Genomic DNA, 15453 nt, shown 5'->3' with positions numbered 1-15453 from the left:
CGACCGCTGGTTGACTGCGTATCCTCTGCGGAGGATAGGGATTTGAACCCATCCGCTTCCGCAGGTCAACTCTACGACCAGCCAGTTTCGTTGCGATTCAGGCTGTTTCCGCCCAATTGGCGGATGCAAACGTTGGGTTCAGGAGTTGACGCGGTCAACGCCGCATTCGAGTCATTTGCCCTCGGTGGCGGGAGAGCTGTCACACCGGGCGGTGGGTGTGTCACCGAGTGGCGCGTTCGGAGATGCGGAGTCGTCGTGTCAGGTCCTCCATGTTGGGTCTCTGAAGCGGCCATGGAACTCGTTGTCGATGTGCTGAAGATCGGGTGCCTGCTGGATAGCGAACACCCGTGTAGCGGCGAGCCGGCAGTTGTCTGGATCGGAGCGGACGAGGGTCAGATTTTGGTGCCAATGGCCGTCCCGCGCGATGAAGAACGCCCGGAGGTAGTTCTCGTCCTTCAATGACCACTTCGCGGATCAGAAATAGGCATGCTCGGATACCAACTCAACGACCCACCCGCCACTTGCCCAGCCCCGCACGCGATCGAGGCTCGGCCTCGGCGTGAGACTGCGGAGGCTTATGTCTTGTCCGGGTGTGGTTTTCGCTTCGAAGCACGCTGTGGCAGGACCGACCGTCCAAGCAGTGACGCCACCCTTGCCGGGGCGACAAACAGAACGGTAGTGTCTGTCCGGCAACAGCCTGAGGGGACGAACTACTGGATTGCTGGTGCACCACGGCTGGCCGCGAGGGGGGCTGGTGACTTGCGGGGTCCGGGATGACTTGCAGTCCGTTGTCACTTGATTCGATAGCGGCCATTCGGCGGAACGATCCCACTGCAGTGGAGACCGAAGAAGGGGAAACAGTGGCCACTGGCTTGATCGGAGTCGGCCTGTTCACAATGAATCTCGACGAAGGTCGCCTTCCGGTAGATGTCGATGTGAGCCGGAATATCCACGACCGTATGGATCCACCGGATCTCTCCGCGGCGGCGATGACCGGCTACTACGTGGCGCTGTGGCGGCGTGACGCGCCGGTCATCGCATCGGGCAGATGGACCGAATTGACCGTATCTCCTTCTCGCCGCACAGAACTGATCACGCTCCTCGACACCCGGTCGCTCGCCGAATTCCAGATGGTCGAACGATCATTGCGGCTGAGTGATGAATTCGTCGGGCGAGGGCCGGTGACCGACTTCGGAGTGCCCTCGATCACGGTGGTCGCGAGCATCTCTCGCATCGGCAGCATCGAGATCGATCCACGGTGGGCGACCACGGCCAGCCCGTCCTACATTGCGCACGACATCCTCGACTGCGCGAATCAGATCCGGCAACAGCGCCCACGGTTCCACGAAGACGGGTCATGGGCCGACCGCACCGACGATGAGCTCGAACGCGAACTCGCGGAATACAAGTGCTACCTGATGAGGAACTCGTAATGGTCAATTTTTCCATGGATCTGAACCAACTGATTAAAGCCGCCAGAGCCTGGGACCACGCGTCGGACACGCTCACCGTCGCCGCGACGCAGGCGCAGAGTATCCATTTCAGTCACCAGGACGTCGTCTGGGGGCTGTTCCAGGATGCCTGGGACGCCCAGGCAGCGGCCGCACGATATATGTACGACAGAATGGTCGAGGGCAGAAATGAAACCGACTCCATCGCAAAGGTTCTCGACCATGTCGCTAAGGTCCATCAGGAGCAGGACCAGAACTTCGCGAACGTCCTCATCAAACTGGAGGACGATTATCAATGAGTGCCACCAAATCTCTGGACGAGATCAACACCGTACTCGATAAGTTCTCGGACCAGATCGCGGAGATCAGAGACCAGCCCGCCAAGGTGGATGAGGCGTTCAGGAAAGCTGCGATCGCCGCCGCCGAGGTCGAGGCAGCGGCATTCTTCGGACTAGCCGGTGCGGTGGCTGGCGCCGTCTACGGCGCGATAACCGAGGATGACTTCACCGGCTACATGCAGGACAACAAGGAAGCGATCAAGAAAAAGATCCAGGAGCTCTTGGACAAACTGCAGAGCGCGGTCGACGGTTTGAAGGCGCCCATCGCCTTCCTGCAGGCGAGCGAAGCATGGTCGACGCTGAAGTCCAAGATCGGCGAGGCGCAGAACAACGAGGTGAACAACGGGAGTATCACCGGCTACTGGGCAGGAGCGGCGGCACTCAAGTACACGGCGGCGCGGATACTCCAGGACACCGCAATGGACTCCGCGAAATCGACCTGCGACAAGATGAAGGATGCGCTCGCCAAGATATCGGATACGGCATGGGACTTCTACTCCAACATCGTCAAGGATGTCGCGGATCTGCTCATCAAGCTTGGGTCGGCTATCGCTAAAATCGCCACTTTCGTCGCCGCTCCGGTCGGGGTCTCGGACGCGATCGATATCCTCGGAAAGGTAATCAGCAGCGCCGTCGCGTATACGGATGCACTCGCGAAGTCCCTCCTTTCTCAAAAGCAAAGCATCAACAATATCGAGGAATCGACAGAGCATCAGAAAGGGCTCCACAACAACCGTTGGCCGAGAAGCGCTTCGGACGATTTCAACATCAACTCTCCCGGCTCCGAATGGCAGGCAACATGAACCTGCGGCGGCTGACGATCCTCTCGGTGCTGATACTGATGCTGTCGAGCTGCGATCTGGTGCCGCATGCCGATCCCGAAAAGTACAAGGTACGGACGAGCGATCACACGCTCCAACAACTGTGCGATTATCCGAGGAAATTCTTCGCTACCCGATATGCCGATACAGCTCTGGAGGTCGAACCCGGGCTCAAGAAGCCTCTGACCGACAAGATCGGCACCGGCAACGACTGCTCCTACTACCTGCGTGAACGAGATCAGCCTGACCGGCGGTACATCGGTTCGGCATTGCTGTTTCGCATCGTCGACAGTGATCACACCCTGTCCACACCCCCGCCGGCGAACGAGAACTACCCAACCAAGGTTCTGACCGTGGACGGCATGACCGTCAAGGTCGTCACCGAGCCACTGCCCAAGGGGGCGGATCCCGCCACTACGCTGCTTGACGTCGACCTCACCGCCAGCCTCGACGGCTGGGAGGGCGAACTCCACTTCAAGGAAACCGATGACCAAACGACGCGAGATGACCAACCGACGCGAGCGGGCGCGCAAGTACTGGTGGACATGATCCGCACTTTGAAGGGCTGATCGCTCCCGCTCCGCACGCTGCTGGAATTACACTATTTGCCGCTGATGTCTCAACGCAATCTGGTCTGCCGTTCAACAAATGGCCATCCATCCAGCTCGAGGCCATAGGAGTCGACAGCGAAGGCAAGCCCGCTAAGGAAAATCTTGACTTCAACGACGCTAGCGTACTTGATGGCGATGGCTCGGACTGGAAGGCCAAAACGAGCTAAATGAAGAAACTCACATTATCTGCTCATGGTGCTGTCATCCTAGGCCTGTCAGCGTGCGCAGAACCTGCATCCGGACCGGGAACTAATGTCGCACCGGCGGTCACAACTGCGCCAGCCGCATCCACAGTCTAAGATCTGTGCAATGCGTTGTCAGATTTCTTCGTAAACGATCTTAAGGTGCAAGACATAAGGATCAGGGCGGGCCGGGATCTTGGATCGGAAATCTACGGTGCGGGAGACTGTTTCGTTGATTCGAATTCCGAAATGGTCGGACATGCTTCGATCACGCGCATCGCTAATCCAAGCACAACTTGGTCTTCCAGCCCGATGATGAAACCGATCAGTGGCACGTCGGAATCGGCCTGGTTCTTCGATAATCGACCCCAGGGACTTGTCGGAATCATAACCCGCAGCAAAGAGCGGGAAGGGGTCATCCAAATACATGAAGAGCCCGCACGAACTCCCAGTGGCCGCCTGAGCCTTACCGATGAACAGCTACGGCAGGTTGCTGAATTCTGCATCAGGTTGACCCACTACCTCGGGTAATAGAGCCCGGGCGCTTGGAACTGGCACCGCACGCGGTGCCGTCGAGCGGTCGCACTTGGACTCTGTGGCCAACCCACCTGCTCGAAAAGCCGGGCCAAGTTCCGGCACCACGAACACCTCGGCCGCAACAACAGCGCTGTGGGATCCGTGCACGCAGGTGTCCGATGCACTGCTCAAACAGGTCGGAGTCAACCCTGCCACGAAGGAGTCCGGCATCGCCGGCGTCGAAGAGTCCGACTGGAAGGTCTGCAGCTGGAACAACGCAGACTTCGACCTCGTCGTTTCGGCCCTGCTGACATCGTTAGGTTCGGGCAGGTGTTGACGCGGGCAACGCCGATTCCGAGGCGTAGGTCTCGGCTGTTCGGGCTCAGGATGTGCTCAACCCAGTGCGGAACGCACGCGGTGGAGGTAGCTGAAGTCTTCCGCTGGTCCCTTGCCAGAGGGACTGGTCTGGTTGGTTGCTACGTTGATCGCCACGCCACCGATCGCACCGAGTACCCATCCGGCCTCAGGAAATAGCTTCTGACCGGCGTACCCGGCGGCGAGGGCGATTGTCACGGTGACCGACTGCCGGATCCAGCCGATGCGGGCCGATCGCCCAGCGGCCGTCAGGTCGGCTAGCGCATCCTCGAGTTCTCGTTGGACGGCGCGCAGCACGTCCTGGGGGTGGTCGTAGTGCAGTTGAAGCCCGTGCACGAGAAGGTCGATCGCCATCATGAGGCGTTGCCGCTCATCGTGGTAACGCTCACGAAATGCGATCAGGTCATCGATGAGCACCTCATCGCGAGGCACCGGCAGCAGCCTGCCGATCTGCACCTCCCAACAGGGTGTCGTGCGAGGGCCTGGGAAGTAGATGTGTTGCGCTCTCCGCGGGTCACGTTCCGGATGCAGGTCACTGCTGGGCGGCAGATAGTCGGCGGCGAACGGCGTGTGCGCGAAGAGGTGCGCGGCAGGGCTGTCGGTGTACGGGTAGAGCGCGTGCCTGCCGCGGTGCCCGTCGCGCGCTCGGTACTGCTGGGCGATATCTCGTGCCGCAACACTTATCAAACAAAGCTGGGTCGCGGCCGACACACGGATCTGGAGTCCGTCATCGCCCATGGGTAGCGACAGTCGGCGGCGTTCCAACTCCAGCAAGATCTCATGGGAAAGCTTGGCGCTGTACAGATAGCTATCCGGGCCGCCCTGCGGGATCAGATCGTCAGCAGGGATTTGATCCAGCAGATGTGTCAACCGCCGTAGCGCTCGTTCCATGCCTTCACGTTCGGTCGGCCAGCGATCTGCCGATACCGGGTTGTACAGTCCCGCCGAGTGGACTTGGCGCATCGCTGGGTCGAGCAACTCTTCCAGGGATCCGCGCGGTACGACAGTAGCCAGGCGATCCCAGTACAGCAGCGCCTGGTGGATCACCGCCCTCGGGGCGTTGATCCTCGGGTAGTAGAGCAAATCTGGCATAGGCGTCTCTCATCGTTACTCGAGCTTGTCGGAACCCTAGGAGTTGTTGGTGCCTTGCTGTTTGGTGGGCCGACTGATCCAACCCGCCGACATCACAACGAAAGAGTAGTAACTACAACACTATTGGCGGGGTCTTCTGCCGGTTCGGATTGTCGAGCTTCCCTGTGCCGGTTGCCCACAACCGCCGGGTGCCGGTAGGTCCCGCTGCCCGCAGAGCTTGCTCGGGGATGTCTGGAGTGCCAGCCGACAATCTTGATGTGGGAAGCCCGAGGGCAAGGCAGCGGTGACCGGCAAAGCATCCGATGTTTTGGCACGACGACGGCCCGTTGCGACCGCATGCACCGTGGTCTTCTCAGAAGGGAGGTTCAGGCTCGAACAGGTCAGCGATCTTCGTCCAGAGCAGGCTGGCTTGCGGGTCGAACTTCTTGGCCAGTGCGAGCGCCTGCTGGTGTAGGGGATAGTCCTTGTTCCAGTCGCTGGTACTGATCGGGTTCTGCCCGAGCAGTAAGGTCAGTCGGTCGATTTCGGCCTTCTGATCGCGGACGGGTGTCCTGCGAGAGATCGGTGCCCGGCTGGCGCTGCAGCGCGACGTGCGCGGTATCGATCAGGTGAGGAAGCCCATATTGGCGGGCGACTTCGCCTCGTTCAGTGATGACTGCTCATGCGACGGATTCGGCCAGCTCCTTGGCTCGACCTAGCGTCAGCGATCTATCGGCGCCTGCAATGGCGCTCTTAAGTCGGTTGCGGTGGCGAACGATCGCCGCCCACGCTTGGGAGTCGATTCCGGTAGGCCGCACGAGATCGAAGTTGTCCATGTTCAAGCATTCGCTGTTGTCGGGTAACCGCAGGAAGGTTGCCTGCGGTGTCGATGTCGCGACTGCTTATCGCGTGTGCCTACAGGAACGTAACCATCTCACTGATTGCGTACCGGGAAGGGTAGGTGTAACGAAAAACGCCCCTGACCAGCCAGTTAGGCTGATCAGAGGCGTTTGCCGTGGCGGAGGATAGGGGATTTGAACCCCTGAGGGCGTTAACCCAACCCGCGTTCCAGGCGAGCGCCATAGGCCACTAGGCGAATCCTCCGTGGAGCAGCATACCGGGTGCACCCCGTCGGTCGCCAAATGGGCCCTCTCGGCAGCTATTTCCGCAGGCCGGCCATGACTTGCCGGGCCTGTGCCTCGCAGGCGGCGGCGACTGCGGCCTTGTCTATGGGGGTCTTCGAATAGATGGTGATCTCGACCTGGACCGAGAGATTGCTGTCGAGTACGCCGATCGTGTAGTCCAGCGAGTTGAAGGACGACGACGAATCCTCTCGGGAGGCGAAGTACGCCTCCTCGCCGAGGCCGCTCACCGCGCCGGAGGCCCGTCCGGTGCCCGAGGTGCCGGTGTCGATGTCCTTCCAGATGGTGTAGTACGGCGATCCGTACTTGCTTTCGAGGTCTGCGTCCATGGTCATGGACGCGTCGTTGATTCCAGAGCCTTCGTACTTCGCGTTGCAATTCAGCGAACCGCCACCGAAACTGCTGTCGGGTTGGTTCTCGGTGTGCGTGAGCTCCTTCTGGGTGGGCGCCCACCGCGCGAGTATCGAGGGTGTGACCAGGCTGCACGAGTCCGTGACCTTGTCGATGGCGTAATCGCCTGCCCAGGACTTGTCGCCACCGCCGATGCTCTTCACCGCGACGATCAGGCCCCCGATCAGGGCGATCACGACGATCAGCGCGGCGATACCGCCGACAATCCATCCCGTGTTGGAACGCCGTCGCGGTGTGCCCGGGTAGGGGGTGCCGTAGGGCGGCTGCTGTGGATAACTTGGCGGCCCAGGTGGCGGGGGAGCGGGTTGCGCGTATGGCTGCTGCGGTGGTGCGTACGGCTGCTGCGGCGGCGCGTACTGCTGTTGTGGTGGCGCGTATGGCTGCTGCGGCGGCGCATAAGGCTGCGGTGGTGGCGTGTAGGCGTCGAATTGTCCGGGTCCGCGCACCAGTGTCGGGTCGGCGCCAGACGCGAAGCCGGTGCTGTCGCTGGTGCTCGGAGCTTCCCACCACTGGGGTGTCGGCTCCGCGTCGCCCGGCGATCCCAGTGGCGGCACCTCGTGGCCGCCGTGCGGCGGATTCTTGTCTGTCACCTGTCGATCCCCTCGTGCGGTGGGGGCAGCCCCTCCGGTATTGGAAAGATCGTAGCCACTGCTCGCGAGTGCGCGTGGGCCCCGGATATGGGGGTGTGGTCGACGAGCCGCTACACTGGCCCACGGATCCCGCGCGGCGCGCATCCTGTGAACTCCCCCAGGGCCGGAAGGCAGCAAGGGTCAACGGGCTCTGCCGGGTGCGCGGGGTCCCCTTAAATTTCGGCGCTCGGACGGACGGATATCCCGAGCCGCTTATCCACTCCAATTCGGAGCAACCGCCGGGTAACGTGAACAGCGGTCCGCCGACGGTCACACGGACATCGGCCGGACGTCACCCCTCGCCCCTTTGCTGCTTCGAAAGGCTGCCCAGGATGCCCCGGCAAACGCAGATCGGTTTGATGAGCCACGCGGAGCTCGTGTCGGAACACGAGACCCAGCACGCGAATTACGCGACGCTCAAGACCGAGAAGCTCACGCTGGACCTGACGAGGGGAAAACCCTCGCCGGAACAACTCGACTTGTCCACGGAACTGCTTTCGCTGCCCGGTGCGGGCGACTTCCGCGACGGCACCGGCACCGACTGCCGCAACTACGGTGGGCTGCACGGACTCCCGGAGCTGCGCGCCATATTCGGTGAGCTGCTCGGCATTCCGGTGGACAACCTGATCGCGGGCAACAACGCCAGCCTGGAGCTGATGCACGACGTCATCGCCTATGCGATGCTGCACGGCGTCCCCGAGTCGAAGCAGCGCTGGGCGGCCGAGCCCACGCTGAAGTTCCTGTGTCCGAGCCCCGGTTACGACCGGCACTTCGCGATCACCGAGGCGCTCGGCTTCGAGATGATCCCGGTCCCGATGAACCACGACGGCCCCGACACCCACGCCATTGCCGAGCTTTTGGCGAACGACCCGCAGATCAAGGGTCTGTGGGCGGTGCCGAACTACTCCAACCCGACCGGTGTGGTCTTCTCCGAAGATATTGTCCGGGAACTGGTTTCGATGCCCGCCGCGGCGCCGGACTTCCGGTTGTTCTGGGACAACGCCTACGCGGTGCATCCACTGACCGACACCGCGGCTTCGGTCATCGACGTGCTCGGGCTGGCCGCCGCGGCCGGAAACCCCAACCGCCCCATTGTCTTCGCCTCCACCTCCAAGATCACCTTCGCGGGCGCGGGAGTCAGTTTCCTCGGCGCTTCGACGGCCAACCTGGACTGGTATCTCGGGCACGCGTCGAAGAAGAGCATCGGCCCCGACAAAATCAACCAACTGCGTCACCTGCGCTTTTTCAAAGACGCCGACGGTGTGCGCGCACACATGCAGAAGCACCGCGCCATCCTCGAGCCGAAATTCGCGCTGGTGCTGCGGATTCTCGAGGATCGCCTCGGCGCCTCGAAGGTGGCGTCCTGGACCGAGCCGAAGGGCGGCTACTTCATCAGCCTCGACGTGCTGGAGGGCACTGCGGCGAGGGTGATCGCGTTGGCCAAGGACGCCGGAATCGCGCTGACCGCAGCGGGTTCGGCGTTCCCTTACCGGAACGACCCGGAGGACAAGAACATTCGTATCGCCCCGAGCTTCCCGAAGGAAGCCGAACTGGAGAAGGCGATGGACGGCCTGGCCACTTGCGTGCTACTTGCCGCCACCGAGAAGTTGCTCGACAAGTAACCCGTACGAACCGAAGCGGGCGCACACCGAATCCGGGTGTGCGCCCGCTTCCGTGTCGGGGTAGGTCAGTGCGGCTTGTGTGCCAGCACGGCGAACATGGTGACCGATAGATGGATATCGCCGCTTTCGGCGCCCGCCTCCAGGTCCGCGATCAGCTGATCACGCTGGGCCTCGGTGATGACACCGCGCGCCACCGCCATCGCCGAAATCCGATTGACCAGCGAACCTGCGCCGACACTGCGGTCCTGCACCAGCGCATGCGAGCCGACCTCATCGATGACGAGGCCAGCTTTGGTCAGCAGCCCGGGCAGCCGACGGCCGGAGAACGGATTGGTTGTTGCCGACGCCAGCGTGTCGACGACCTCCCTGACTACTTGGCGGTCGCCGGGATGCACGATCGCCGTGCCCCAGTCGCTGTCCACCACCACGACCCGGCCGCCGGGCCGCAGCACCCTCGCGATCTCGTTGGCGGCGCGGATCGGCGCGGTCAGATGCTGGAAGACCCGCTCGCACAGGGCCGCGTCGAAACTGTCGGCGCCGAAGGGCAGTCCGTAGGCGTCGCCGGAATGGAACTTGGCGGGTGACCCGGCCTGGCTCGCGCGGCGTTCAGCGGCAGCGAGCAGGTGCGGGTCGGGTTCGACGCCGATAGCGGTTCCGGTCGGTCCCACCGCATCGGCGAAAGCGAGCACCTCCGAGCCGGAGCCGGAGCCGATGTCGATCGCGCTTTCGCCTGGCTGCAGTGCGAGTGCGTCGTGGGCCCAGTCCCGCAGACGCCGGATACCGGGCAGTGCCGCCTGTAGATCGCGTACGTCGACCAACTGATCGTGGCCCGCGCTATCGAAGCGATCTGGGCGCAATCCGTGCAAATTCATGGGCCCGATTCCGTCCCTCGGTATGGCCGTCGTCTGAGGCATGGCCGAGAGCCTACGCGGGGGTCCACCGCATCGCACGGTAGGTCTGTGAGGTGCGTCACGGTTCGGGGATGTCACCTAATCGCGGCGGCGCCTGGCAGAAGGCCACCTCTCAGGATGACACTCCGTAGCGGGTGGCAATCGCGGCGGCTCGGTTGCGCAGGGAAGTGCGCAACCACTGCGGGGCCAGGGCTTCCGCGTCCGTGGTGAGCTGCCACAGCGCCCATTCGGCGTGTCTCGAATCTTGGAAGGTCACCTCCAGCCGCAGCCAGCCGTCTGCGTCGGTTTCTTCGGCGCACACGGCCAGTGCGTTGCCCAGCAGGTCCTCCCGCCGCGCCGGGTTCACCCGTACCAGCACGGTGACTTGGTCGCCGCCGGTCCGAAACTGCGTGCTGCGTTCCTGCCAGGCCAGGTCCAGATCGACCCGGTCTGGACGCTGTGCCGGTTCGGGGAGTTCCTTTGCGGCCAACACCCGCGACAGCCGGTAGGTGCGGTCCGCGCCAGATCTCGTGGCCAGCAGGTAGCCCCGGTCGCGAACGATGACCAGGCCGATCGGGTCCACCGTGCGCCACTTCGGGGTCTGGTCGACAGCCGCGTAGTGGATGCTCAGCTTGTTTCCGGCGAACACCGCGCGCCGGATCTCGGCCAATACGGTGCCGGGCACCTCCTCAGCGACCAGCCGACGCGACAGCAGATCGGTCTCCGGGTCGATGAGCAATCGCTCGGCCACGTCAGCAGCGGTGTCCCGATAGCTTGCGGGTAGCGCGTCAACCACCTTGAGCATCGCCGAAGCAAGCGCCGAGCCGAGGCCGAATGCCTGCGCGCCGCGCCGCGATCCGGCGACAAGCAAGGCAAGCGCCTCGTCGTGGTTCAGCCCGGTGAGCTCGGTCCGAAACCCAGGTAACAACGCGAAACCGCCGTGCCGGCCGCGTTCGGCGAAGACCGGGACGCCGGCCACGGACAGCGCCTCGATGTCGCGCAACACGGTGCGGGTGGACACCTCCAGCTCGTCGGCCAGCTCGGCCGCAGTCAGCCGACCGCGCTGGCGCAGCAGCAGCACCAGCGACACCAACCGGTCGGCGCGCATACGAAAACTTTATCGAATACACGACACAGGATGTCGTGATTCGCTGGGAGGGTTACCACCACGGCGTCACAACAGCGGCTACGGAGCCGATGGACGTACGTACTTCACCGAATCGAATGGAGCTGATGTGGTAGCGGAACGAACGGCAGTCAACCCGGTGACGTGGTCGGTGGAGATGGGATTCAACCAGGGTGAGCTCGTCTCCGGGCACACCCGGACCCTGTACTGCTCCGGGCAGACCGCGATGAGCGGCGACGGCAAGCCCCAGCATGCCGGTGACATGGCGGCACAGTTGGCGTTGAGCATCGACAACGTGGAGGCCGTGCTCAAAGAGGCTGGCATGTCCCTCACGAACCTGGTCCGGCTCAACGTCTACACCACCGACGTCGATCTGCTTTTCCAGCACTACGGCGTGCTGGCGTCGCGGTTGGGCGCTTCCGGGGTGACACCGACTACGACGATGCTCGGGGTCACACGGCTGGCGATCCCCGGCCAGATGGTCGAGCTCGAGGCAACCGCCGTCGAATGATGCCACCTCGCCGCCTCCGGTAGGGCTGCCGGAGGCGGCGAGTAGTAGGAAGGTTGGTGAATTCCCGGTGCTCAGCATGGTGACAATCGGCGTCTATGGCTTCAACGGCGAGTCCTTCGTGCAACGGCTACGGCACGCGGACGTCCGCCTGCTGCTCGATGTTCGCCAGCGCCGCGGTGTCCGCGGACCCGAGTACGCCTGGGCGAACTCACAGCGGCTGCAAGAGGCCCTCGCTCAAGCCGGGATCGCCTACGAGCACCACCGCGAACTCGCCCCTACCACCGAGCTACGCCAGCTCCAGTACGCCGAGGATGACCGCCAAGGGGTCGGCAAGCGCTCGCGCCGTGAACTCGCTGCCGAGTACACCCGCCGCTACACCACCGAGATCCTCGACCGCGCCGACCTCGCCCCGATCGTCACGGTGTTGCCGAGCAGCGGGACCGCAGCGCTGCTCTGCGTAGAGCGCGACCCTGAGGCTTGCCACCGCTCGTTGATCGCCGAGCGGCTGACCGAGCGGCACCACGTCACGATCGAGCACCTGCGCCCGTTGTGACGCGGGAATTCCTCAGATGCCGGATGGTGAGATGATCGAGGACATCTCGATCGGCCGTCGAACACTCGGGAAAGGAAAGTCCGTGACTGTGAAGCTGTGCCTCGCGCAGGACCCGGAGGCGGACAAGCTGCTGTCGGAGAGTCCCTTCGCGCTGCTGGTCGGAATGCTGCTCGATCAACAGTTTCCGCTCGAGCACGCGTTCCGCGGTCCGAAGAAGATCGCCGACCGGATGGGCGGGCTGGACATCCACCGGATCGCTGAGGCCGATACCGCCGAGTTCGAGGAACTCTGCGCGACGCCGCCCGCGATCCACCGCTACGGCAGGTCGATGGCGCGCCGCACGCAAGAGCTCGCCAAGTATGTGCTGGAGCACTATGACGGCGATGTCGAGGCGATCTGGACCGCGGGTGATCCGGACGGAAAAGCGGTGCTGAAGCGCCTGAACGCCTTGCCTGGCTATGGCGATCAGAAGGCGAGGATCTTCCTCGCGCTGCTCGGCAAGCAGCTCGGGGTGCGGCCGAAAGGCTGGGAAGCAGCGGCGGGAGCCTACTCAGAGCAAGGGTCTCGTCGTTCCGCCGCCGATATCGTCGATGCCGAATCGCTATTGGAAGTGCGTGCATTCAAGAAGCAGGCCAAGGCTGCCGCGAAGGCGAAGTAGTTTCCATTCTGTTCGCTCCGGGTTTGCCTATTTGGAATCTGTCTGCGTTTTTCCCTCGTGTCCGAGGGGTTTCTCGTTGATGCTTTGCCCTCGGAAGCTCCACCTGAGATGAGGGATTGCAGTACATGAGGATGAGGAAGCTCGCCGTCGTCGCGGCGCTGGTGACCATAGCGACCGGGGTGGCTGCGGGCACCTCCGGCGCGGCGCCCGCGGCGGCCGAACAGACCGGCGACGCAATTAATTTCACTGCCCAGGCCACCGAAACGCAGTCGATCATTACGACCGACGCGGGTTCGATCGTTGTCGAGGACGAGGCCCTGAAGATCAAGGCGGCCGATGGCACCGTGGTCGCGGGTACCTCGTTGACGTTCCGGATCGACGAGTTCGAGTTCCCGATCGCCGCTGAAATCTCCGGCCGTACGGCGACTCTTACTCCGCAGGTCGATCCGGCGAAGGCGGTCTACAAGCCGGTTGCCCTGCCGTACGAGGACAAGGCGCCATGGAAGACCGAGTACGACCGTGAAACGGCCGCCTGGACCCGTCTGACCAGCACCATTTCTATGGGCGCCACCATCGGCACCCTGGTCGGTGGCCTCGGCGGAGCGGCCATCGGCTGCGTCCTCGGCGGTATCCTCGCCGGCACGGTTGCCCTCGGCACCATCGTCGGTCTGTTCGGTCCGTTCCTGCCCGCCGCGGCGGTCGGCTGCATCGCGGGTATTGCCCTTGTGGGCGCCATCGGCACCGTTCTCGGTCAGATCTTCATCACGGCTCCGGTCGCGATCGGCGCCGCGATCCAGTACTTCACCACCATCAACCAGCCATTCAACGCTCCGGCCGCACCGGCCGCTCCGGCCAAGTAAGTAGGTCGATCCGGTCACCCGGCATCCGCGGCCGCCACCGCTGCGGAAAACAGGCCCCGCCCAGCACCTCTCGCTGGGCGGGGCCTTTCGCTGCGCGTCCGACCAGGAGGTTTGTGCACCTGCATTAGATGCTTTGACATTTAATGCGTGTGCATCTAAATTAGCCGACGTGACTATGACAGCTACCGCCCCAGAGGCGCTGAACACTTCATCTGCCGATCACGTCCCCGGTCGCTGGGGACCCAAGCTGTGGGCCGTGCTGTTCGTAGCGGGCCTGGCGATGTTCCTCGACGCACTGGATGTCTCGATGGTCGGAGTCGCACTCCCGTCCATCGGATCGGAGCTCGGTCTGAACACCGAGAGTCTGCAGTGGATCGTCAACGGCTACATCCTCGGCTACGGTGGCCTGCTGCTGCTCGGCGGACGGGCCGCCGATCTGCTCGGCCGCCGCCAGGTCTTCCTGACCGCGCTGGTGGTCTTCGGACTCGCCTCGCTGGCGGGCGGACTCGTCGACGACGGCGCGCTGCTCATCGCGAGCCGCATCATCAAGGGCATCGCCGCCGCGTTCACCGCACCGGCTGCCCTGTCGATCATCACCACCACATTCAAGGAAGGTCACGACCGCAATCGCGCGCTCTCGATCTTCACGGTCTTCGGCGCCACCGGATACGCCTCGGGTCTTATCGTTTCGGGTCTGCTCACCGGCATCGACTGGCGGCTGACCTTCTATGTACCGGTCGTGGTCGTCGCCGCTGTGGTCGTCACCGCGTACATCGTGGTGCCGCGCAACATCGAGAAGGAAAAGGGACGTATCGACTTCGCCGGTGCCGCACTGCTGACCGGTGGCATGCTCGCTGGCGTCTACACAATCGTCACCGCACCCGAAAAGGGTCTCACCGCAAGCGTGATCACCACCGCCGTTGTCGCGGTCGCGCTGCTCAGCGCGTTCTTCGTGGTGGAGAACAGGGTCGCCCATCCGCTGGTCCGGCTGAGCATCTTCAAGGTCAAGTCGATCGTGCGGGCCAACCTGGCCGCGCTGGCGATCTTCGGCTCCTACATCAGCTTCCAGACGATCGTGTCGCTGTACCTGCAGAACACCCTCGGTTGGGAGCCGCTGAAGATGGCGCTCGCGCTGGCTCCGGCCGGCATCATCGTGGCAATTCTGTCGCCGGTCGCAGGAAAGTTCATCGACCGTTACGGCACCACCCCGATGATCATCGCCTCGATGGCCTCGTTCGTGCTCGGCTACCTCTGGTTCATCGCCTTCGGCGGCAGCGCCGACCCGACCTACGTCGTCGACTACCTGCCCGCGTTCCTGCTGCTCGGCCTCGGCTTCGCGCTCGGATTCTCCTCGACCATGGTCCAGGCCACCGAGGGCATCGCCGACCACGAGCAGGGACTGGCTTCGGGTCTGGTGCAGACTTCCGGCCAGATCGGCGGGGCGGTCGTACTCGCCGTCGTCACCGGCCTGATCAGCGGTGGCGCCGCAACCAGCATCGCGCAGTACCGGCCGGGTCTGTACTTGGTCACCGTGGTGGCGCTGGTCGGGCTGGTCGCCTCGGCCACCGCGCTGCTGGCCCGCCGTCAGGTGGTCGCCGAAGCCGCGTAAGGGGAAAGCAAGTCACCCGATGGGGTCGCCGTATCGGCGGCCCCATTCGGCTTTTTCTGGACAAATCGTGCGCTGGG

Annotated in this window: 15 protein-coding genes, 1 tRNA gene and 1 other RNA gene; 12 read left to right on the top strand and 5 right to left on the bottom strand. The window is 63.4% G+C overall.

The window, feature by feature from the left end; translation table 11 throughout:
• Positions 1–860: 860 nt before the first annotated feature.
• From ACFQZZ_RS11075 to ACFQZZ_RS11055, 5 genes are all read left to right on the top strand, one after another.
• Positions 861–1433 (top strand): hypothetical protein, encoded by a 573-nt coding sequence (locus ACFQZZ_RS11075; RefSeq protein ID WP_378677689.1) that lies wholly within the window; start codon positions 861–863, stop codon positions 1431–1433.
• On the top strand, positions 1433–1750 hold the full coding sequence (locus ACFQZZ_RS11070) for a hypothetical protein (RefSeq protein ID WP_378677686.1): 318 nt from the start codon (positions 1433–1435) through the stop codon (positions 1748–1750). The genes ACFQZZ_RS11075 and ACFQZZ_RS11070 overlap by 1 nt, the downstream gene beginning before the upstream one ends.
• The gene (locus tag ACFQZZ_RS11065; RefSeq protein WP_378677683.1) at positions 1747–2592 is read left to right on the top strand and encodes a hypothetical protein; all 846 of its coding nucleotides are present in this window, start codon (positions 1747–1749) and stop codon (positions 2590–2592) included. The genes ACFQZZ_RS11070 and ACFQZZ_RS11065 overlap by 4 nt, the downstream gene beginning before the upstream one ends.
• Positions 2577–3179, top strand: coding sequence for a hypothetical protein (locus ACFQZZ_RS11060; protein WP_378677681.1), 603 nt, complete (start codon positions 2577–2579; stop codon positions 3177–3179). The genes ACFQZZ_RS11065 and ACFQZZ_RS11060 overlap by 16 nt, the downstream gene beginning before the upstream one ends.
• Positions 3180–3998: 819 nt before the next feature.
• Positions 3999–4256, top strand: coding sequence for a DUF3558 family protein (locus ACFQZZ_RS11055; RefSeq protein WP_378677679.1), 258 nt, complete (start codon positions 3999–4001; stop codon positions 4254–4256).
• A 56-nt stretch (positions 4257–4312) separates the two neighbouring features.
• On the opposite strand, the gene ACFQZZ_RS11050 is transcribed toward ACFQZZ_RS11055, so the two are convergent.
• From ACFQZZ_RS11050 to ACFQZZ_RS11040, 3 genes are all read right to left on the bottom strand, one after another.
• Positions 4313–5386 (bottom strand): hypothetical protein, encoded by a 1074-nt coding sequence (locus ACFQZZ_RS11050; RefSeq protein ID WP_378677677.1) that lies wholly within the window; start codon positions 5384–5386, stop codon positions 4313–4315.
• Positions 5387–6381: 995 nt separating this feature from the next.
• Positions 6382–6469: transfer RNA gene (locus ACFQZZ_RS11045), tRNA-Ser, on the bottom strand.
• A 55-nt stretch (positions 6470–6524) separates the two neighbouring features.
• Entirely contained in the window at positions 6525–7508 is a 984-nt protein-coding gene (locus ACFQZZ_RS11040) for a hypothetical protein (protein ID WP_378677674.1), read from the bottom strand.
• A 121-nt stretch (positions 7509–7629) separates the two neighbouring features.
• Here ACFQZZ_RS11040 and ffs point away from each other — a divergent pair.
• Positions 7630–7724, top strand: an RNA gene (gene ffs, locus ACFQZZ_RS11035) — signal recognition particle sRNA small type.
• Between the two features lie 155 nt (positions 7725–7879).
• The gene (locus tag ACFQZZ_RS11030; protein WP_378677672.1) at positions 7880–9169 is read left to right on the top strand and encodes an aminotransferase class I/II-fold pyridoxal phosphate-dependent enzyme; all 1290 of its coding nucleotides are present in this window, start codon (positions 7880–7882) and stop codon (positions 9167–9169) included.
• A gap of 65 nt (positions 9170–9234) precedes the next feature.
• Here the strand turns inward: ACFQZZ_RS11030 and ACFQZZ_RS11025 are convergent, their stop codons facing one another.
• Both ACFQZZ_RS11025 and ACFQZZ_RS11020 read right to left on the bottom strand, forming a co-directional pair.
• A complete protein-coding gene (locus tag ACFQZZ_RS11025; RefSeq protein ID WP_378677670.1) occupies positions 9235–10041 on the bottom strand; it encodes a methyltransferase domain-containing protein in 807 nt (268 codons plus the stop codon).
• A 151-nt stretch (positions 10042–10192) separates the two neighbouring features.
• Positions 10193–11167, bottom strand: coding sequence for a helix-turn-helix transcriptional regulator (locus tag ACFQZZ_RS11020; protein ID WP_378677668.1), 975 nt, complete (start codon positions 11165–11167; stop codon positions 10193–10195).
• A 175-nt stretch (positions 11168–11342) separates the two neighbouring features.
• Between ACFQZZ_RS11020 and ACFQZZ_RS11015 the strand changes: the two genes are divergently transcribed.
• The 5 genes from ACFQZZ_RS11015 (at position 11343) to ACFQZZ_RS10995 (ending at position 15376) form a co-directional block, all read left to right on the top strand.
• Positions 11343–11696 (top strand): RidA family protein, encoded by a 354-nt coding sequence (locus ACFQZZ_RS11015; RefSeq protein ID WP_378678403.1) that lies wholly within the window; start codon positions 11343–11345, stop codon positions 11694–11696.
• 76 nt (positions 11697–11772) lie between these two features.
• Positions 11773–12249, top strand: a complete 477-nt coding sequence (locus tag ACFQZZ_RS11010; protein ID WP_378677665.1) for a DUF488 family protein — start codon at positions 11773–11775, stop codon at positions 12247–12249.
• 82 nt (positions 12250–12331) lie between these two features.
• Positions 12332–12907 carry an HhH-GPD-type base excision DNA repair protein gene (locus ACFQZZ_RS11005; protein WP_378677662.1) on the top strand — a complete coding sequence of 192 codons (576 nt, stop codon included), beginning with the start codon at positions 12332–12334 and terminating at the stop codon, positions 12905–12907.
• Between the two features lie 125 nt (positions 12908–13032).
• Positions 13033–13767 (top strand): hypothetical protein, encoded by a 735-nt coding sequence (locus ACFQZZ_RS11000; protein ID WP_378677659.1) that lies wholly within the window; start codon positions 13033–13035, stop codon positions 13765–13767.
• 175 nt (positions 13768–13942) lie between these two features.
• Positions 13943–15376 (top strand): MFS transporter, encoded by a 1434-nt coding sequence (locus ACFQZZ_RS10995; protein ID WP_378678400.1) that lies wholly within the window; start codon positions 13943–13945, stop codon positions 15374–15376.
• The last annotated feature ends 77 nt before the right edge of the window (positions 15377–15453 follow it).

The organism is Nocardia sp. GCM10030253, from assembly GCF_042675075.1.
In the GTDB taxonomy this organism is placed as follows: domain Bacteria; phylum Actinomycetota; class Actinomycetes; order Mycobacteriales; family Mycobacteriaceae; genus Nocardia.
Note: the sequence above shows the minus strand (reverse complement) of the source record. Positions and strands in the feature narration are given on the sequence as shown.

Excerpts from the sequence above, each read along its gene's own strand:
- ACFQZZ_RS11070 (WP_378677686.1), top strand. The coding sequence starts at position 1,433 with ATGGTCAATTTTTCCATGGATCTGAACCAACTGATTAAAGCCGCCAGA.
- ACFQZZ_RS11065 (WP_378677683.1), top strand. The coding sequence starts at position 1,747 with ATGAGTGCCACCAAATCTCTGGACGAGATCAACACCGTACTCGATAAG.
- ACFQZZ_RS11060 (WP_378677681.1), top strand. The coding sequence starts at position 2,577 with ATGGCAGGCAACATGAACCTGCGGCGGCTGACGATCCTCTCGGTGCTG.
- ACFQZZ_RS11050 (WP_378677677.1), bottom strand. The coding sequence starts at position 5,386 with ATGCCAGATTTGCTCTACTACCCGAGGATCAACGCCCCGAGGGCGGTG.
- ACFQZZ_RS11030 (WP_378677672.1), top strand. The coding sequence starts at position 7,880 with ATGCCCCGGCAAACGCAGATCGGTTTGATGAGCCACGCGGAGCTCGTG.
- ACFQZZ_RS11025 (WP_378677670.1), bottom strand. The coding sequence starts at position 10,041 with ATGAATTTGCACGGATTGCGCCCAGATCGCTTCGATAGCGCGGGCCAC.
- ACFQZZ_RS11020 (WP_378677668.1), bottom strand. The coding sequence starts at position 11,167 with ATGCGCGCCGACCGGTTGGTGTCGCTGGTGCTGCTGCTGCGCCAGCGC.
- ACFQZZ_RS11015 (WP_378678403.1), top strand. The coding sequence starts at position 11,343 with ATGGGATTCAACCAGGGTGAGCTCGTCTCCGGGCACACCCGGACCCTG.
- ACFQZZ_RS11010 (WP_378677665.1), top strand. The coding sequence starts at position 11,773 with ATGGTGACAATCGGCGTCTATGGCTTCAACGGCGAGTCCTTCGTGCAA.
- ACFQZZ_RS11000 (WP_378677659.1), top strand. The coding sequence starts at position 13,033 with ATGAGGATGAGGAAGCTCGCCGTCGTCGCGGCGCTGGTGACCATAGCG.
- ACFQZZ_RS10995 (WP_378678400.1), top strand. The coding sequence starts at position 13,943 with ATGACAGCTACCGCCCCAGAGGCGCTGAACACTTCATCTGCCGATCAC.